Origin of the sequence: Dactylosporangium sp. McL0621 (assembly GCF_049995355.1) — a bacterium.
In the GTDB taxonomy this organism is placed as follows: Bacteria; Actinomycetota; Actinomycetes; order Mycobacteriales; family Micromonosporaceae; genus Dactylosporangium.
Genome location: NZ_CP188259.1, coordinates 914491 through 932170, shown reverse-complemented (window position 1 = coordinate 932170; position 17680 = coordinate 914491). Strand labels below are relative to the sequence as shown.

The 17680-nt window shown below is 71.2% G+C and carries 12 protein-coding genes and 1 tRNA gene; 2 read left to right on the top strand and 11 right to left on the bottom strand.

Annotation, left to right across the window (positions count from 1 at the left end):
* Window positions 1–60 precede the first annotated feature (60 nt).
* From ACPPVO_RS04365 to ACPPVO_RS04345, 5 genes are all read right to left on the bottom strand, one after another.
* Window positions 61–2250 carry a S8 family serine peptidase gene (locus ACPPVO_RS04365; protein ID WP_426509993.1) on the bottom strand — a complete coding sequence of 730 codons (2190 nt, stop codon included), beginning with the start codon at window positions 2248–2250 and terminating at the stop codon, window positions 61–63.
* A 157-nt stretch (window positions 2251–2407) separates the two neighbouring features.
* Window positions 2408–3106: a glycosyltransferase family 2 protein gene (locus tag ACPPVO_RS04360; RefSeq protein ID WP_360394579.1), complete on the bottom strand. Its 699-nt coding sequence runs from the start codon at window positions 3104–3106 to the stop codon at window positions 2408–2410.
* A gap of 143 nt (window positions 3107–3249) precedes the next feature.
* Window positions 3250–4083, bottom strand: coding sequence for a calcium-binding protein (locus tag ACPPVO_RS04355; protein WP_426509992.1), 834 nt, complete (start codon window positions 4081–4083; stop codon window positions 3250–3252).
* Window positions 4084–4161: 78 nt separating this feature from the next.
* Window positions 4162–8412 carry a HEAT repeat domain-containing protein gene (locus ACPPVO_RS04350; protein ID WP_426509991.1) on the bottom strand — a complete coding sequence of 1417 codons (4251 nt, stop codon included), beginning with the start codon at window positions 8410–8412 and terminating at the stop codon, window positions 4162–4164.
* A gap of 84 nt (window positions 8413–8496) precedes the next feature.
* Window positions 8497–9306 (bottom strand): hypothetical protein, encoded by an 810-nt coding sequence (locus tag ACPPVO_RS04345; RefSeq protein ID WP_426509990.1) that lies wholly within the window; start codon window positions 9304–9306, stop codon window positions 8497–8499.
* A 144-nt stretch (window positions 9307–9450) separates the two neighbouring features.
* Between ACPPVO_RS04345 and ACPPVO_RS04340 the strand changes: the two genes are divergently transcribed.
* On the top strand, window positions 9451–10392 hold the full coding sequence (locus tag ACPPVO_RS04340; RefSeq protein ID WP_426509989.1) for an SCO2521 family protein: 942 nt from the start codon (window positions 9451–9453) through the stop codon (window positions 10390–10392).
* Window positions 10393–10560: 168 nt separating this feature from the next.
* Here the strand turns inward: ACPPVO_RS04340 and ACPPVO_RS04335 are convergent, their stop codons facing one another.
* The 4 genes from ACPPVO_RS04335 to ACPPVO_RS04320 form a co-directional block, all read right to left on the bottom strand.
* Complete coding sequence (locus tag ACPPVO_RS04335; RefSeq protein ID WP_426509988.1) at window positions 10561–11526, bottom strand: SCO2522 family protein; 966 nt, start codon at window positions 11524–11526, stop codon at window positions 10561–10563.
* Complete coding sequence (locus ACPPVO_RS04330) at window positions 11526–12443, bottom strand: SCO2523 family variant P-loop protein (RefSeq protein WP_426509987.1); 918 nt, start codon at window positions 12441–12443, stop codon at window positions 11526–11528. Before ACPPVO_RS04330 ends, ACPPVO_RS04335 begins: the two co-directional genes overlap by 1 nt.
* Before the next feature lie 2 nt (window positions 12444–12445).
* Complete coding sequence (locus ACPPVO_RS04325; RefSeq protein ID WP_426509986.1) at window positions 12446–14314, bottom strand: SCO2524 family protein; 1869 nt, start codon at window positions 14312–14314, stop codon at window positions 12446–12448.
* 151 nt (window positions 14315–14465) lie between these two features.
* On the bottom strand, window positions 14466–15419 hold the full coding sequence (locus ACPPVO_RS04320) for an FAD-dependent oxidoreductase (RefSeq protein ID WP_426509985.1): 954 nt from the start codon (window positions 15417–15419) through the stop codon (window positions 14466–14468).
* Window positions 15420–15723: 304 nt separating this feature from the next.
* On the opposite strand from ACPPVO_RS04320, the gene ACPPVO_RS04315 reads away from it, so the two are divergent.
* On the top strand, window positions 15724–16527 hold the full coding sequence (locus tag ACPPVO_RS04315) for an SCO2525 family SAM-dependent methyltransferase (protein ID WP_426509984.1): 804 nt from the start codon (window positions 15724–15726) through the stop codon (window positions 16525–16527).
* A gap of 240 nt (window positions 16528–16767) precedes the next feature.
* Here ACPPVO_RS04315 and ACPPVO_RS04310 read toward each other — a convergent pair.
* Together ACPPVO_RS04310 and ACPPVO_RS04305 are read right to left on the bottom strand one after the other, a co-directional pair.
* A tRNA-Ala gene (locus tag ACPPVO_RS04310) sits at window positions 16768–16844 on the bottom strand.
* 66 nt (window positions 16845–16910) lie between these two features.
* Window positions 16911–17597 (bottom strand): hypothetical protein, encoded by a 687-nt coding sequence (locus ACPPVO_RS04305; RefSeq protein WP_426509983.1) that lies wholly within the window; start codon window positions 17595–17597, stop codon window positions 16911–16913.
* Window positions 17598–17680: the final 83 nt, after the last annotated feature.

The following is a 17680-nucleotide window of genomic DNA, read 5'->3' as shown; positions in this document are numbered from 1 at the left end:
CGTGCGAAACGAAGAACCCCCCGCCGGTCGGGTCGACCGGCGGGGGGAACCCTTGTGCGTTTACGGGGTCAGTTCGCCCACGTTGTAGAAGAAGAACAGCTCCCACGCGCCGACCGAGGTGCGGTTGGCGGTCAGCGGCAGGGCGCCGCCGTTCTCGGCGGTGACGTACCGGCTGTTCGCGTTGGCGAAGTAGCTGGTGATGCCGTCACCGTCGGCCACGACGGTGAACTTCTCCCACGCGCCGACGGCCGTCCGGCTGGCGATGAGCTTGCCGCCGTTGTTGAGGTCGGCGGTGACGAACTTGCCGTTCGCGTGCGAGACGAAGGCGGCGTACCCGCCCGCGTCGACGACGTCGAACTGCTCCCACTGCCCGATCGACGTACGGTTGGCGACCAGCGGCGAGTTGCCGCCGTTGTCCGCCGTGACGTACAGGCCGGCGACGAGGGAGTACAGGAAGACCGTCGTGGCCGGGCCGGCCCGGTCGAAGGACTCCCACAGTCCGATCGCGTCGCGGTTGGCGATGAGCTTGCCGCCGTTGTTGAGGTCGGCGGTGACGTACTTGCCGTTGACCGCGGCCTGGAAGCTGACGCTGCCGTCGGCGTTGCTGACGAGCGTGAACTTCTCCCACGCCCCGATGCTCGCCCGGTTGGCGATCAGCGGGGAGGCACCGCCGTTCTCGGCGGTGATGAACTGGTTGTTCGAGCTGGAGCGCAGCGCGACGTGCACGCCGTCGCCGGCGTCCACGACCGTGATGCCCTCCCAGGCGCCCTTGTTGTAGCGGTTGGCGATCATCGGCTGCGCGCCGGCGCCCTCGGCCGTGACGAACAGGCCGTTGGCGTGCGCCCGCAGACCGAACGAGGTCGGCGCGGCCGGCTCGCCGATGCGCAGCAGCTTGGTGGGCGATCCGGCGCCGGCCGCGTGGACCGTTCCGGCGACGCCCGCCTTGACGATCGCGTCCCGCACCTGGGCCGGGGTCCAGGTCGGGTGGGCCTGCAGCAGCAGGGCCGCGTCACCCGCGACGAGCGGCGTGGCCATCGAGGTGCCGTCGGCGAAGGTGGTCTGGCTTTCCTCGCTCGTGGGCGCGTAGTACGCCGACTCGATGCTCACGCCGGGCGCGAACAGGTCGACGCAGGAGCCGGTGTTCGAGAAGGACGCCCGGAAGTCGGTCTCGTCGGTGGCGCCGACGGTGATCGCCTCCGTGACCCGCGCCGGCGACCTGGTGCAGGCGTCGGTGCTCTCGTTGCCGGCGGCGACCGAGTAGGTGATGCCGCTGGCGATCGACGTCTTGATGACGTCGTCGAGCGCCTGGCTGCCCGGGATGCCGAGGCTCATGTTGACCACGGCCGGCCGGACGGCGTTCTGGGTGACGTAGTTGACGCCGTCGATGAGCTGGTCCGTGGTGGCGCTGCCGTCGCAGGCGACGACCTTCACGGACTCGATCGGCACGCCCTTCGCCACGCCGAAGGTCGCACCGGCGACCTCGGCGGCCACGAAGGTGCCGTGCCCGGCGTCGTCCGCCCCGGCCGCGGGCGTGCCACAGGCGTTGACCTGGGCTTGCGTCCAGGTGGTCGAGTAGGACTGCTTGAAGCCGGGGTTGCCGGCGAACTCACGGTGCGCCTGGTTGACGCCCGTGTCGATCACGTACACCGTGACGCCGCTGCCCGCGGCAGGGTAGTTGTACGTGTGGTCGAGCGGGTGGAACGCCTGGTCGATCCGGTCGAGGCCCCAGCGGTTCAGGTTGGCGTCCGCCGGATCGGTGTTCTGCGTGCCCTCCGTCACCGTGGCGAGCTTGTTCTGCTCGACGTAGGCGACGTCCGGGTCGGCGGCGAGCTTGCGGGCGTCCGCGTCCGACATGGTGGCACTGAAGCCGTGCACCGCCTTCGACCAGACCTTGCCGACCTTGCCGTTGTGGGCCTTGGTGAGCGCCCCGGCGCTGGCCGTGACCTGGTCCTGCGTCGCCTTGTTGTTCTTGAGCACGACGAGGTAGCTGTCGGTCAGCGCGCCGAGGCCGCCGGAACGGAACTTCTCCGTGGTGACCTGCGGCTTGGCCTGCGGGTCGGCGCCCTTCGTCTTGGTGAGGGGCTTGTGGGACGGTGGTTTGAGGTTGCTGGCGTCAGCGCCCGTGTTGCCTTGCTTCTCGGGCGCCGCGAACGCCGCCGGAATTCCGGCGGCGACGACGGCCGTGGCGACCGCACCGATGAGCGCGATGCGCGTCATCGAGGTGCGCCTGGGCAGGCGCGATTCAGTCACTTAGCGAACTCCCCGTTGAAGTGGACCCTGATCCGAATGGACAGGGAGCGGTCACAACGGGGCCATGATCCTCAGGGGTCAGGCACCCCGGCTCCATCGATCGGTCAGATTTTTCTGGCCGATCAGCGAGTCACCGGGTTGAATGCCGCGAATGCCGTCAGATGTTCGCCGGGGGTTTGCGGATGCGCTCCTTGGCGAGGATCCACAGCGCCTCGACCCCGTCCTTCCACGTGATCTTCTTGCCCTCCTCGCGGGAGCGGGCGGCGTAGCTGATCGGCACCTCGAACGGGCGCACCTTGCGGCGCAGCAGCTTGCCGGTGACCTCGGCCTCCATGCCGAAACCCTTCGACTTGACCGCCAGCGAGCGGTACAGCTCGAGCGGCATCAGCTTGAAGCAGGTCTCGAGGTCGGAGAGGTAGCAGTTGTACAGCATGTTCGCGGCGGTGGTGACGGCCTTGTTGCCCATCACGTACCAGAACGAGAAGGAGCTGTGCGAGCCGAAGGTCCGGTTGCCGTAGACGACCTCGGCGCGCCCGTCGAGCACCGGGTCGAGCAGCCGGGGGATGTCGTTCGGGTCGTACTCGAGGTCGGCGTCCAGGATCACCATGTAGTCGCCGCTCGCCTCGGCCACGGCGGTCTTGATCGCCGCGCCCTTGCCCTGGTTGCGCGGGTGGGTGATCGGGCGCAGCCGGCTGTCGTCCGCCGCGGCCAGGATCTGTGCGGTTCCGTCCTTGCTGCCGTCGTCGACGACCACGAGCTCGATCTCGCACGGGTAGTCAACGGCGAGGGCCTGCTTCAATGCGTCAGGCAGCCGCGCCTCTTCGTTGTACACCGGCATCAGGATGGAGAGCTTCACGGGGACTCCAGCGATCGGAAACGAGACTGGCTCACAGTACGCTGCCGGAGCCCCGCGGTCACCCGCCCTGGTCACCCGCCTCGCTCACCCCGGTAAGGGCCACCCGCCCGCGGGCCTGCGGGCGGGTGGCCATCGATGCCCGGTTACGGTACGACCACCGCCGACTCACACCCAGTGAACACATCGGGGTTCACCGGCTGCGACACCAGTGTCGACGTACAGTCATCGGTGCCCGCCCCGCCGTCGATGCTCCCGCCGCCCCGCGCCGTGAGGCTGTCGTTCCCGCCGAGCCCCTGGATCTGGTCGTGGCCGCCGTCGCCGTCGATCGAGTTGGCCCCGGCGTTGCCGATCAGCACGTCGTTCTGCAGCGTGCCGACGAGGTTCTCGACGTCCGCGGCGATCGTGTCGCGCGCCCCGGCCGGCCCGTCGTCCGCGCTGCCGTCGTCGCCGGTGGCACCGTCGAGGTCGGCCCGGACGGCGAGCCGGTTGGACTGGTCGGCGTAGGACGCGGTGTCGGAGCCGCCCCCGCCCTGCAGCACGTCGGCCCCGAAGCCCCCGGTGAGCCGGTCGTCCCCGGACCCGCCGGTGAGCCGGTCGTTGCCGTCGTTGCCGGACAGGTCGGCCGGGAACGCGGTGGCGTTGGTGATCACGTCGTCCCCGTCCAGCCCCCGGATGCGCATGCTCATCCAAGCCGTGGACGCGCACTGCACCTGGTGCGGGGTGACGAGGGTGCAGCCGGCCCCGGCCGTGAGGGTGGCGGTGGGGTCGGTGACGGTGATGACGCTGCTGTCGCCGGTGACGGTGATCCGGTCGTTGACGCCGATCGGCGCGTCGAAGCGCAGGTTGCCGGTGACGCGCACGATGCCGGGCTTGCAGTCGCCGTAGCACCCGGTGACGGACGCCGACGCCGGCGTGGCGACGGCGAGCGCCGCGACCAGCCCGATGCCGGCCGATCCGGCCCAGAGTCTCCTGCTCATGCCTGTTGCTCCTCCCCAGTACGTCCCGATGCCCGTCGGACATCTACCGGGAAGGCGTTCCACCGCGTTCCGCGACCGTTACATCACGGAGGGCAGGTCCTCCGGGTCGGCGCGGGGCAGCCACGTGAGCGCCTGGCCGAACAGCCGCCGCGTGTCCGCGTCCGGCCCGGCCTGGGCCCGCTCGACGAAGAGCGCCCGGATGGCCTCGTCGTCCCCGAACTGCCGCCCGAGCGCGTGCACGGCGACCCGGCGCACCGACCAGTCGTCGTCGTCGACCATCTCCACCAGCAGCTCGCGCAGCCAGAGGTCGTGCGGCGCGGCCTCGCCCAGCGCGGCCAGCGCGACCCGGCGGACCTGGAAGTCGGGGTCGGTGCGGGCGCGCTCGGCCAGCCGGGCCCGGGCCTCCTCGTCGTCGCCGAACCCGTCGCCCAGCACCTGGCACGCCTGGCGGCGGATGGCCGGGTCGGGGTCCGCGGCCCGGGCCAGCAGCGCGGTGCGCATCTCCCCCGCGCCGGCGAGCGGGCCGAGACTCTCGGCGGCGATGCGGAACACCTGCGGGTCGGGGTCCCGCCCGACCCGGTCGCGCAGCAGCTCCAGCAGCCGGGGCGGCGGGAAGCGGCCGATCAGCGTCTCCAGCGCGGCCAGCCGGACCCGCGCGTAGTCGTCGGTGCGGACCCGGTGCACCAGGTGGCGGAAGACCCGGTCGCGGTGACGGGACCACGAGGTGAGCGCCTCGGCGCCCTCCCGCACGATCTGCGGCTCGTCGTCGGCGCGGACACGCTCGAGCAGGCGGTCGTGGACCTCGGGCGAGGCGCCGAGCCGGATCAGGGCGCGCACGGCGGCCAGCCGCACGACGGCGTCGACCTCCTCGGCGGCCTGCCGGATGATCAGGTCGCGGCTGCGCGGGTCGCCGGCGAAGTGCTCGGCCAGCAGCCGGGTCGCGGCCAGGCGCGTCCCGGCCGAGCCGTCCTCGCGGGCGCGGCGCACGAGCAGGTCGGCGGTGTCGTCGTCGCGCCAGTGCTCGGCGATGCGGCCCAGCGCGAACGTGCGCACGCCGGCGTCGCCGTCCACGGCCGCGGCGCGCCCGAGCAGGGCGCGGTCGGGCTGGTACCGCTCGGTCAGCGTCCGCAGCGCGCTGAGCCGCAGCCCGGCGTCGGTGTCGTGCAGGGCGCTGTCCAGCAGCAGCTCCCGCAGCCCGGGCCCGGTCTTGTCCAGCCGGACCAGGCCGTCCAGGGCCACCGCGCGGCAGCCGGGGTCGGAGTCCTTGTGCCGCAGGGCGTCGGCCAGCAGCGCCCGCACGTCGTCGTCCGGGCACCACTCGGCCAGCAGCCGCAGCACGCACCGGCGCACCGGGTCGGTGGTCTCGGCCCCCACGCGCGCGAGCAGCAGGGCCCGCAGCTCCTCCACGCCGGCGCCGCCCTCGTCGAGCAGCGCGAGCGTGGCCGCCTCGACCACGCCGGCGTCGGGGTCGGCGCGGATGCGGTCCACGAGCAGCGGCGCGATGTCCGGCCGCCCGGCGACGTGCCCGCCGAGCGCCCGCACCGCGGCCCGGCGCACCGGCTCGTTCGGGTCCTCGGCGGCCCGGTCGGCCAGCAGCGCGCGGATCGCGTCGCCGAGCTCGGGCCGGGCGCCGAGGGTCTGCACCGCCATGAGGCGCAGGTCCGGGGACGGGTCGTCGGAGGCGTGCTCGACGAGCAGCTGGGTGGTCTGCGGGTCGTCGGCGAAGCCGGCGACGAGGGCCTGCACGGCCGCGAGGCGCACCTTGCCGTCCTGGTCGGACTGGGCCCGCGCGGTCAGCAGCGCCGCGCAACGGGCCCGGCGGCTGGCCCCGGCCGGCTGCTCGGCCAGCCCGGGCAGCGCCGCGACCTCGGCCAGGCCGGCGATCAGCGCATGCCGGGCGCGCCGGTCGCGGGTGCCCCCGAGCCGCTCGTCCAGCAGGTCCTCGATGCCCTCCTGCGGGGTGGCCAGCAGAGCCGCGATCCGCGTGGCGAACGCCGAGCCGGTGACCCAGCTGACCATGAGACCCCGGCGGCGGTACCAGAAGATGAACGCTTCGCGCCCCGGCCAGCGCTCACCCAGCACCCGGGCGGTGGGCAGGATCTCCGCCGCGACGAGTTCCGCGGTGGCCCGGTCCTCGATCGAGATGCCGTGCTCGATGAGCAGGATCAGCTGCCGCAGCACCGTACCCGCCGCGGTGGCCACGGTCCGCACGTCGGCCACCTCGGCCAGGCACTGCGCGGCAAGCGTCAGGTTCCACGGCGGCTGGGTGAACTCCCCCGCCGGCCACGGCCGGTTCACCTCGACCGCCAGCATCTCGATCAGCTCGCCCGCGGGCCGCTCCGGCAGCTGCCCGACGATCAGCCGGAGCACCTCGCGCCACGACGGGTCGGCCCAGTGCTCCGTGAACAGCTCCCGCAGCCGCTCCGGCGACCAGTCCGAATCGCCCTGCTCGAACCGCTCGACGATCGCCTGGGCGCAGAAGAACTCCAGGAACGTGCGGTGCACGAAGCCGTGCAGCCGCGCCCCGTAGCGGCCCAGGATGAAGTTGCGCTCCCGCAGCTGGTCGATCATCGTGTTGGCCATCGCGCTGGCCATGCCCCGGGTGTACGAGTACCGCTCGACCAGGTAGTCCTCGAAGACCCGCTGCAGCTCACGCTTGGCGATGTAGTTGCCCGACAGGCCGCCCTCGCGCGACTGCATCCGCAGTGCCAGCCGCTGCAGCAGCGCCTTGCAGGCGTTCTCGTCCAGCGGCTCGGCCCCGGCGTGGCGCTCGCGCAGCTGCCGGTTCACGTCCCAGTGCAGGATCAGCACGTCGGCCGCGTGGTCGTAGAGCTTCCAGCGCTCCTTGGGCAGCTCCTCGGTGCGGGCCATCACCGCCAGGATGGTCAGCAGCAGCGGGTTGCCGGCCAGCTCCCGGATCGCGGCCGAGCCGTCGATCGCGTCGTGGAGGCGCCCGCGCTGCAGCGCCGCGTCGGCCTGGGCCGCCCGGTCGTCCCGGGAGAGCGCGTGCCAGCTGGCCAGGTACCGCTCGATCTGCTCCTCGTCGAAGTCGTCGAGGGTGAAGTGGTCGAAGCCCGCCTCGGTGAGGGCGCGGCGGGCGTACCCCACGATCCGCGACGTCACCAGCACGCGCGCCTGCGGGAACTGCAGCGCGAACGCCGCGATCTGCCCGGCCGCGGTCTCCCGCCGGTGCGGGTCGAGGATCTCGTCGAGCCCGTCGAAGAGGAACAGTGCCCGGCCGCCGCCGCGCAGGTACTGGTTCAGCCCGTCGCGCGGCAGCCCGAGGCTGTCCATGCTCGCGCGATGGTCGAGGTAGTCCAGGAAGCCCTCGCAGCGCCCGTCGCCCATGTGCGCCAGGAACTCGCGGAGCTCGATCAGCACCGGCAGGTGGCCCCGCAGGCCGGCCAGGCGCGGGTCCGGCTCTCCGTCCGGGCGGGCCAGCGCATCGGCCAGGCTCAGCGCGAGGTACCTGGTCACGGCCGACTTGCCCGAGCCCGGGTCGCCGAGGATCACGATCAGCCGGTGGTCCGGGTCCGACACCACGCCGAAGAGCCGCTCGCGCGCCTTCATCTCGTAGGACTCGCGCAGCAGCACCGCCTGCTGCCGGTCGTCGGGCAGGGCCGGGTCGTCCTCGGCCCGCATCCCCTGCCACCACTCCCGGGGCACCTCGGGCGCGGCCTCCTCGCGCACCGACGGCTCGACGAAGACCGACTGCAGCCCGACACTGAGGTAGTCCACCGCCGGCTCCGGGCTGAGCACGTCGAGCTCGACGCCCTCGTAGGCCTGGCGCAGCCGCTCGAGATAGGCGTTGCGGGCCTCGTCGCTCAGCTCCAGGGCGGCCTCGGCGTCCGCGGCGGCCCGCTGCTCCTGGGCGCCCTTGTAGTTCGCCAGCGCCGCGGTCACCTGGGCGCCCAGGTCCTCGGCGGTGCCGAAGAAGCTGCAGATGTGGTTGGTGCGCAGCTCCTCACGCAGCGCGGTGATCGCGTCGGCGTCCTCGCCCCGGTCGACCAGGTTCGTCGGCCACAGTGCGTCCTCGGCGAGCAGGAAGATGTAGCACGCCTTCTTCAGCCGCAGCGCCTCGCGGTACTCCAGCTCCGTGATCGACTTGTCGTGGCCCGGCGGGCGGAACCCGTACCGCCAGGCGAACAGCCCCACGTAGATGTCGCACTGCGCCACATCGGCCAGGCACCGCTCCAGCGGCGCCCGCCGGTCGGCGACATACGCCTCCATCGCCACGTCGTCGATGTCGAGACGGCGCAGCGCGGCATGTACCACTTCCCGGCAATCCAGAAGGTCCTTCTGGGTGGCCGAGATATATGCCTTCGTCAACGGCTGCTCCGTGGAGGGTGGGTGGGGTTGGCCGCAGCCTCCACGGTAGCAACATCGATCGACGCGAGCGTCCGGGTCGATCGGCTATTCGAAACGTCCGGATCGCTGATAGATTCCGATCAGCAGGTCCCAGAGCACGTCGTTGTAGGTCGAACCCGCCCGGTCGGCGCTCGGCCGGTGCGCCGGGCAGCGCATCGCGGGCCCGTCCACCGCCTCATCAATACGGCCCACCTGATGCCGCACGAAACGAATTCGCAAACCGTCGGCGGTGCGGGCCGCGACGAATTTCTCGGCCGGAATACGCAACTCGCCGCCGATCACGTGCGAATAGTTGTACGCCGGATACTCGAGATATCCCGAGATGCCGGTGAGAAATGACAGTCGCTCGCGTTCCTGTTTGTCGTGCAGCACGGCGAGGCTGGCATACAGCTGGCGGCTGCCCTGCAGGGTGTCGCGCAGCGCGTCGCCGCGCAGCCCGAGATCGCGGCGCGCGAACTCGCACGCCGACTCGAGGCACAGCACCGCCTCCAGCACCCCGAGGCTGATGTTGCGCCGCAGCTTGGCCTCGAGCGACATCCGCAGCTGGGCCAGGGTGGGGTCGGGGCCCGGGGCCTCGTCACTGTGCCGCCAGTCGCCGTCCATCCAGAGGATGGCCTCGCGCCAGCCGTGCGCGGAGCGCACCATCTCCTCGGTGACGAGCTCGTCGACGAGGCTCCGGCAGAGCTCGTTGAACGCCTCGAGGGTTCGGCGCAGGCCATACTCGCCGGCGTTGGCCAGCAGTTCGTCCTTGACGGGGGAGGATTTGAGGGCGGCAAACCAACCCACGGTCACGGGGACGTATACCTTCTCGTACAGAAGGCTTTTCGGATGCGCAGCGAGTGCCACAGCGGTCAAGTGAACCACTCCCCGATTATTGATCAAAATTTGGGTCGCTCGGGTTGACTCAAGCATCACCACGCGGCAGATCTCATCCGCACAGTTGCCCCGAACGACTCCGTGCGATGAAATCAGGGGCAGAGCCTTCGGAGCGGAGTGGCGATGTTGATCGGCGAGGTGCACACCGGCCTGCTGCAGCACTCCACGTCGCTCAGGATCGCCGACGCTGTCCAGCTGCTGGGCCTGGTCGAGGGGGCCGAGGTCGTCTCGTCGCTGCGCCCGGCGTCCCACGCCGTGTCCCCCGAGGTCGCCGAGGGCGTCGACTGCATGCTGCCCAGCGCGAGCGGCCGGCGGACGCGGTGCGTGGGCGCGGCGCTGTCGCGGGCCCTCATCAGCGGCGGGCGGGTCGTGCAGGGCTCGGTCGCGGCCCGGCTGGAGCAGAGCGCCGCCGGCCGCCGGCTGTCGTGGTCGCACTACATCGCCCGGGCCGGCCGCCTGGAGGCGATCGGGCGGACGGACTGGGACGACGTCGTCACCGGCTTCCTGCGGCCGCGCCCGGGCGTCGAGCCCGCCGACACGCTGAGCCTCGGCGGCATCGCCGACCGGCTCCTCGATCGGGTGCAGCGCAACGACCTGCTCGACCGGCAGGCCCCGCTGCGCAGCCGCCGCACCCAGCTGCGCTGGACGGTCCGGGTCGACGAGCGCTTCGCCCAGTCCGGCCGCGCCACGTTCACGATGGGCGCCGAGGGCCTGCGCACCGTCGAGCTGGAGCTGGCCCCGCACGAGGCGCCCGCCGCCCAGGAGCTGTGCGAGGACCTGGCCCTGCACGACTGGCTGCTGACCACCGTCGCCCGGTTCATCGAGGACGTCACCAGCAGCCCCCGCCCGGTGCAGGACAAGGCCGGGCAGCTGCGCCCGGTGGTGGAGCAGCTGCTGCACCTGTGGATGCCGGGGGCGCGGGTGAACCCGGCGCTGCTGCCGGTGTGGGACGTCTTCGAGCGCCGCCCGGGCTTCACCCGGCAGTGGACGACGTCGGTGGAGTGGATCCGCGACCAGGTCGCGTCCGGAACCATCGCCCTGCTGCAGCGCGCGGCGGCGCGCTAGGGGCTGTATCGAAGTGGATGGCCGGGCTGCGGCGGGCTCAGACGCCGCCGGGAACCGTAGCGGTCACACCCCGATACAACCCCGGTATCGGGGCGCGCCCGGCGCGGCCCCAGCCGACGCCTGAGCCTCGCCTCGCTCCGACCCCCACTTCGACACAGCCCCTAGGCGTCAGGCGTCGTTGACGAACGCGTACGAGATCCGCTGCACCACCTGATCGGGCACGGCCACGCCCTCGTGCGTGCTGCGCTCGGTCAGCTCCTCGCGCACCGAGCCCTCCACCGAGACCTGGCTGAGGATCGTCCGCACGGCCAGCTCGACCGGCAGGAACTGGCTGCGCAGGACCGACATCGTGCGGTACGCGCTGAAGGGCGCGGCCTTGGGGTTGAGCTGCACCACGGTCGGCAGCCGGGACCAGTCCGGGGGCAGCGGGTCGTCGTCGTCGAGACGGTACGGCCGCACCGCCGCCTCGCCGTGGTGACGCAGCAGCCCCAGCCGGACAAGCTGCCACACCGAGGCGAGGTAGGCGCACGACCAGACCTGCTCACCCTTCTCGTGCGACCACAGCTCGACGTCGACGAAGATCGAGTGACCCTTCGGCCCGTTCTCGTGCGGCGGGCTCCACTGCGGCCCGGCGGCCATCGCCGGGGCGGTGCCCGGGGTGCGCTGGCCGTTGCAGAGCCAGCCCGACTCGGCGACCGGCGGGCGCCCGCCCGTGGTCTGCGGCGGCGGGTCGGAGACCAGGCGGTCGGCGACGAGCCGGGCCAGCGGAACGCCCTCGGCCTCGACGCAGCCGGACTCGCGGGCCACGTAGTCGATGGTCAGGTCGTACGCCTCGGCGGCCTTGCGCAGCTGCTCGATGACCTCGGCCGGGTTCGGGATCGTGTTGCGGTAGTCGTCGACGAGGAAGCACGTGCTGATCCGCGGCCGGACGTGTTTGGGCAGCTGGGCCGCGCACGCCGCGCGGGCCTGGTGCACCCACGGCGCGACGCGCTCGAAGTGCCGGTGGATGTTGACGTACCCCGGGCCGAAGTCCTCCGCGTAAAGGTGGCCGATCTCGATCGACAGGTGCGACAACGCTATCGACACCGTGCGCGGCTGCGCCGCGAGCTCCCGGAACTCGACCTCCGCCACCATTACACGACCTCCCAGGCGACGGGGTCGACGATGTCCTTGGCCAGCTTCTCGAACGCCTCCACGGTCTCCACGTTGGCGATCTTGCGCTCGTAGAGGTCGTTGTCGGAGATCAGCTGCTCCCGCCACTGCAGCAGCGGGTCGAGCGGGATCGAGGCGATGACCTGGGTGATGCCGACCTTGCGGCTGCTGGCCAAGTCGGTCAGCCGCGAGTTGCACTCGCGCAGGAAGGCGATCTGGGCCGGGCGCAGCGGGCTGAGCTCCTCCGCGTCGGGGTTGATGACGGCGGTGCGGACGAGGCGCAGCGCGTCGAGCAGCTCCTGGCGGTCGTGGCCGCGCTCCTCGCCGGTGGCCAGGATGCCGCCCTCGTCGTACACCAGGCCGGCCGCCGCGCCCACGTGCTGGTTCGTCCAGCGGTGGAAGATCAGCCAGCGGGTGAGGACCTTGCGCAGGCTCGGCATCGCGGTCGCGGCCAGCACCATGTCGGTCGCATACGACCGGCCGGCGCTGAGGTCCACGATGACGATGTCGAACTCCTCATCCAGGCGCAGGAAGAGGTCGGCGCAGCGCTTGTTCATCTCCGGGGTGTTCGGGAACTCGGAGCCGCCGTGGTCGCCGGGGAACAGCACCAGCTGGCCGGCGCCGGGCGGGCGCTGCCGCAGGCTCTGGCGGTCGGAGCTCGACCAGATGTCGATCCGCTCGGGCTGGCTGGTGCGGCCGTCGAGGTACGAGTGCAGTCCCCCGTTGCGGGTGCCGCTGGCGGCGCCCGCGACCTGGAAGATCGCTCCGGCCGTCGGCGAGCCGAAGTCGAAGTCCAGGTAGCACACCTCGCGGTTGTCCAGCGAGCTGCGGAAGGCAACGTTGCAGCTGGTGACGGAGCGGCCGGTGCCGCCCTTGTCCGAGGTCGCGAAGATCAGCAAGGTCAGTTCACCCCAGTCGACTTCTGCCGGCCGGCCGACAGATCGTTGAGCAGGCCGAGGACGGAGAGGGCGAGGTGGGCCGCGGTGCCGGGGCGGTCGCTGATGATCTCCCGGGCCCGGCGCAGGTTGGCGCGGATGCTCTTGATATCCGACTCCAGGGACTTGCCGGTGCCCCGCATGAGCTCGCGGTCGAAGAGCTGCTCGGCCTCGCTGAGCAGCGCGTCGGCGTGCTCGCCGAGCGCCGGGCTGGTCAGCGGGCGCCGATCGAGCACGGTGGCCGTGGCCACCAGCGCGGCCACCACGCGCTCGCTGATGAGCCACGAGGGCGCGTTCTGCGGCGGGACCCGCCCCTCCAGCTCGGTGAACGCCCCGCTCGGGTCGTCCCAGAGGTTGCGGCCCGGGCCGCGCTGGAGGCGCCGCTGCAACAGGTGCTCCCAGACCCGGTCGGCGGTCTCGAGCAGCGCGCCCCGGTCGGCGGCGTCGGAGAGCAGCCCGGCGATGTTGGCCGTGCGCTGCAGCAGCAGCGGGGCGAACTCGTTGACGATCCAGGTGATCTCGGAGTCGCCCGCCCGCTCGCTGCCGACCAGCGACAGCTGTACGCCGGGGTGGTGCAGGGTGAGCGCCGGGTCGTTGCGGTTGGGCCGCCGGGTCATCCGGGCCCGGTTGGCCAGCTCGGACAGGACGTTGCCGATCCGCACCAGCTCGTCGTTGGAGCTGCGGTCCTGCACGAGGCCCTTCACGGCCAGCGAGGTCACCTGCAGCGTGAAGTAGTCCGAGTCGAGACCGTCGGTGGTCCGCCAGGGGATGTCCTCCAGCGGCCAGCGCGTGCCCTCGCCGTAGGTGGCGACCGTGGCCCAGTAGGAGCGGGTGAGGTCGGAGCGCAGCTGCAGCGCCCGGGACAGCCGCTGCTGCTCCTCGTTGAGCAGGCCGAGCACGCGGGTGCGCTCGGAGAACAGGTCCTCGATCGCGTCCAGGGCGATGACGGTGAAGTACAGATACGGCGCCTGCTCGGCGATACCCTTGCGCTGCACGCCGATCGCCTCGGTCGGGGCGACCTCGATGTTCGGGGCGTCCTCGACGATCCCCCACGACCAGCCGCACTCGAAGAGCTGGTTCTGGCTGTCGAGGTCGGTCACCTGACCGGACCCGATGAGCACCTCGCGGAAGCTCGCCATCGTCTGGCGCAGCTCGAGGCGCAGGCCGTCGACCACCTCGCGCGACGGGAGGCCTTCCTGGTTGACCGTCCGCACCAGGTTCCGGCCGTACTCCGAGTCGGCGTCGAACACGTTGACGCTGAAGCTGCGCAGCAGCCCGACCATGGCGGCCGTCAGCCGCGCGCTCGCCCGCCGCTCCACGTCGTCGATCTGGTCCCGTATCGCCTGGCGGCGCGTCTTGCTGCGGAACACCCGCACGAAGCCGATGACGGCCAGCGAGAGGGTGATCGCCATGGCGTAGGAGTCGACGATGTCGAGCTGCCGCTGCTCCTCGGTCGGCTCGCTGCCGTCCAGGGCCTCGTTGAAGTAGCTGCCCCCGGCGAAGATCGGCGTGGCCGCCGTCTCCTCACCGGCCGTCGACTCGTCCGTGTAGCGCACGTAGTAGTCCTGCAGCACCGTGACGATCCGCCGCGGGATCTCCATCGTGCCGCCGAAGTCCTCGAGCGCATCCAGCGAGTCGATGCCGGTGCGGTCGGGATCGTCCAGGCCGAACACGTGGACCTTGGACGCGGGCAGCAGCAGGCACAGCAGCTGCTCGGCGTCCCCGATCGAGTTGGAGTCGAAGCGGCCACCCCAGACCCACTGGTCCTTCTGCCAGGACCATCGCACCAGGGCGCGCCAGATGTCGAGAATTTCCTGCCGGGGCTGCATTCTCATCGCAAACCACCATCGTACCTGGAGGGCGTTATTGATCGCGGTCGCAGCCCGTGGCCAATACCGCGACGCAGGCTACAACGAAAATCGTAACCATCGGAATCGACTATCCCTAGACCCCGGCACGGATCGTGATCCCCACCGGCGGTCGGGATCATTCGATCAAGTGACCCACCGTCTCGGCGCAGCCCCACGACAAACTCACCCCCACCGAGCCGTGCCCGTAGTTGTGGATCAATGGTGTGCCGTTGCGATCGGTGAGCTCCAGGCGCACTTCCTTGCGCGAGGGCCGCAGGCCGACCCGGTGCTCGATCACCGTGGCCCCGCTCAGCTTCGGGCGGATGCTCACGCAGCGCTCGAAGATGCGCCGGGCGGTGTCCTCGGCCGGCGCCCACGACTCGGCGTACTCGGTGGCGCATCCACCCAGCACTACGTGGCTGCCGTGCGGAAAGATGTAGGTCAGGTCCTCGCCGTACCCATTGTCCTGGAAGAACTCCTCCAGACCGGGGTTCTCGACCACCAGCAGCTGCCCGCGTACCGGGAACACGGAGTCGTCGGGCACGAGGTCCCGGGCCCCGACGCCGCTGCAGTTGATCAGGCATCCGGCCTCGCCGAGCAGGTCGTCGAAGGACGCGACGTGCCGGTCGAAGTCGGCCGTGCCGCCGGCGGCGCGGAAGCGCTGGGTCAGATAGTCCAGGTAGACGGGCATGTCGAGCAGCGGGATGGTGTACCGCCAGCCGGTCTGGTACCGCGGCCGGTAGGTGTCGAGCTCCTCCTCGGAGCACGGCTGGTAGTCACGGATCTTCTTCGCCCACTCGGGCGGCCCGCCGGCGTCGCCGGAGACCTCGAGCCCGGAGACGAGTCGCACCCCAGTGCGGGGGTCACCACAGAGGGATTCCAGCTCCTTGAGGGTGACGTCGGACCAATGGATCATTTCCGGATCGTTCACCAGATAGGGCCCCCAACTGGCCCCGGCGGCGGCCGACGTCGTCCGTGTCGGCAATCGGTCGGCCACGAGGTGCACGGAATGCTGCCGCTCGGCAAGATAGACGGCCGTCGTGAGTCCCGTTACGCCCGCACCCACCACCAAGAAGTCCGGGCGCCCCATGCACACAGGTTAACCCGATCGGCTGAACATCACGACGTGCATGAATATTTACGAGTTCACTGTCGGAGTACCGACAAAAGCCTTGCCGGTTCGCGACACGTCACTCGCGCCTTCCCCCGCGCGCGTGTCGTGGCTGTCGTAAGGTGGAGCCAGGGTGTAGAACCCGCCCACCCGCCCGGGGTGACACTGCCGGTTCGGTGGAGATTGCCGCGAAACGCCCTCCAGTAATGTCAGCGGTCGATCACCGGCGCCGCGCCGGGCGACCCCCAACTCCGCAATCGACGGCGATCCGAGGAGAGGCTCAATGGCGAGCTCCGCGACGGCCCTGAAGACCCGCCGGAGGGGCAGCGGCCCCACCGCCGACACCGTCGCGCCGCCACGCAACGACCAGGTCGACTGGAACCTCTTCAACCCCAGGATCTACCACGCGCACAACTACCGGACCCTGCGCGACGACGACCGCCAGCTCGTCACGCACGTCCGCGACTTCTTCGGCAGCGTGCGGATCGCCCCGACCGCGAAGGGCCTCGACATCGGCCCGGGCGCCAACCTGTACCCGTCACTGTCGATGCTGCCCTTCTGCGGCCAGGTCGAGCTGGTCGAGTACTCGGCCGCCAACATCGCCTGGCTGCGCCGCCAGCAGCTGTGGCTGCGCCGCTTCGATCGTTCCTGGGACAAGTTCTGGAGCCTGTACGGCGAGCACCCGGCCTACGCCCCCTTCGTGCGCGCGAACCGACCCCTGGACGCCTTCCGCGAGAAGGCCACGGTGAGCCCCGGCAGCATCTTCGAGCTCAAGCGAGCCCGCTGGGACGTAGGCACCATGTTCTTCGTAGCCTGCTCCCTGTCAGCCGACCGCGGCGAGTTCTTCCGGGGCGTGAGCCGCTTCCTGGAGGCCTTACGCCCAGGCGCCCCCTTCGCCGCCGCCTTCATGACCGGCTCCAGCGGCTACGAAATCAAAAACCAGACCTTCCCGGCCTTCCCAGTAAACGCCGACATCATCAAACACGCCCTGACCCGCCACGCCCCCGGCGCCGAGATCACCCCGATCAAGACCGACCTGCGCCCCGAGGTAGGCATGGTCCTGGCAACAGGCTTCCGCCGCCGCTAAAGCCCACCGGCGCAAGCAAACCAAGCGCGGAAACCATCTCAGCCCGAACCATCCCAGCCCGAACCCCGAACCATCTCAGCCCCGAACCCCCGCGGGGACCACTGGATGTACCCGAGGGCCCGACCTGCAATCGGGGGTGTGGGTGGCGAAGCCCCCACTGGGGAGCAAGCGAAGCGAGCGCGAGGAATCAACTCCACCACAAACGCGAACGGGCACAGCCCGTGAACAGGCTGTGCCCATTGGTGGAGTTGAGGGGACTCGAACCCCTGACCCCCTCGATGCGAACGAGGTGCGCTACCAGACTGCGCCACAACCCCAACCGGTCCCGGTGAAGCGGACCGGCGCTAAGACTAACAGGTCGGTTGCGGGGTTTGCGAACGGGTTCACTGACCCGACGCGCGCGTGTCGTAAGGGCGGCCACGCAGGGAGTTCATCCGCGCCGCCTCCCGCCGTGCGCGGTCGCGCTCGGCCAGCTGACGGGCCAGGGCCTCGCGCCGGGCGGCCGCGCGCCGCAGCTGCTCGCGGCGGACCTGGGCCTGCCGGCGGGCGATCCAGGCGGCGTACCGCGCCTCCTCGCGCCGGCGCCGGCGGTCGCGCAGCGCGCGCGTGCGCAGGTGGGCGAGGTAGTACACGAGCAGCGCGCCGGTCACCGCGAAGCTGACCCAGAAGCCGGGGCTGACCAGTGTGATCCCGCAGACCTCGGCGAGGTTGAGCAGGACGAGCGCGAGCAGCACGCGGCGGCGGCGGTACATCGCGCGCGGGGCGCGGTGCATGCGGCGGCGGGCGCGCTGGGCGGCCGGCGCCACCGGCGTCAGGGTGCGGCGGGGCGCGGGCAGCGGGCCGGAGGCCGAGGAGAGCCGCGGGACGAGCAGGCGCGGCGGGTTGACCGGGCGGCGGCCGGGCACGGTACGGCGGCGTCGATCGGCGCGGGTCAGCACCCGCGCGGTCGACAAAGCCCGCTCCGCCACCAGCCGCTCTGTTGCGTCGTAACGGCGCACCAGTGCGGGCGCCAGGGCGAGAAGCCCAGCAGCGGCGAGGACGGCGAGGAGCACCGAGGTCGGCACCCTCACCCCTCCTAATCGAGTCCCGTGCGCCGGTCCCCCCAGGCGCGCGAGTCATCCAAGTCTGTGGAAGTTACAGCACGGTAACTCCG

What these genes read in the sequence shown, in the direction of transcription:
- ACPPVO_RS04335 (WP_426509988.1), bottom strand. Translation starts at nt 11,526, where the DNA reads ATGGTGGCGGAGGTCGAGTTCCGGGAGCTCGCGGCGCAGCCGCGCACG.
- ACPPVO_RS04340 (WP_426509989.1), top strand. Translation starts at nt 9,451, where the DNA reads ATGTTGATCGGCGAGGTGCACACCGGCCTGCTGCAGCACTCCACGTCG.
- ACPPVO_RS04355 (WP_426509992.1), bottom strand. Translation starts at nt 4,083, where the DNA reads ATGAGCAGGAGACTCTGGGCCGGATCGGCCGGCATCGGGCTGGTCGCG.
- ACPPVO_RS04320 (WP_426509985.1), bottom strand. Translation starts at nt 15,419, where the DNA reads ATGGGGCGCCCGGACTTCTTGGTGGTGGGTGCGGGCGTAACGGGACTC.
- ACPPVO_RS04325 (WP_426509986.1), bottom strand. Translation starts at nt 14,314, where the DNA reads ATGAGAATGCAGCCCCGGCAGGAAATTCTCGACATCTGGCGCGCCCTG.
- ACPPVO_RS04315 (WP_426509984.1), top strand. Translation starts at nt 15,724, where the DNA reads ATGGCGAGCTCCGCGACGGCCCTGAAGACCCGCCGGAGGGGCAGCGGC.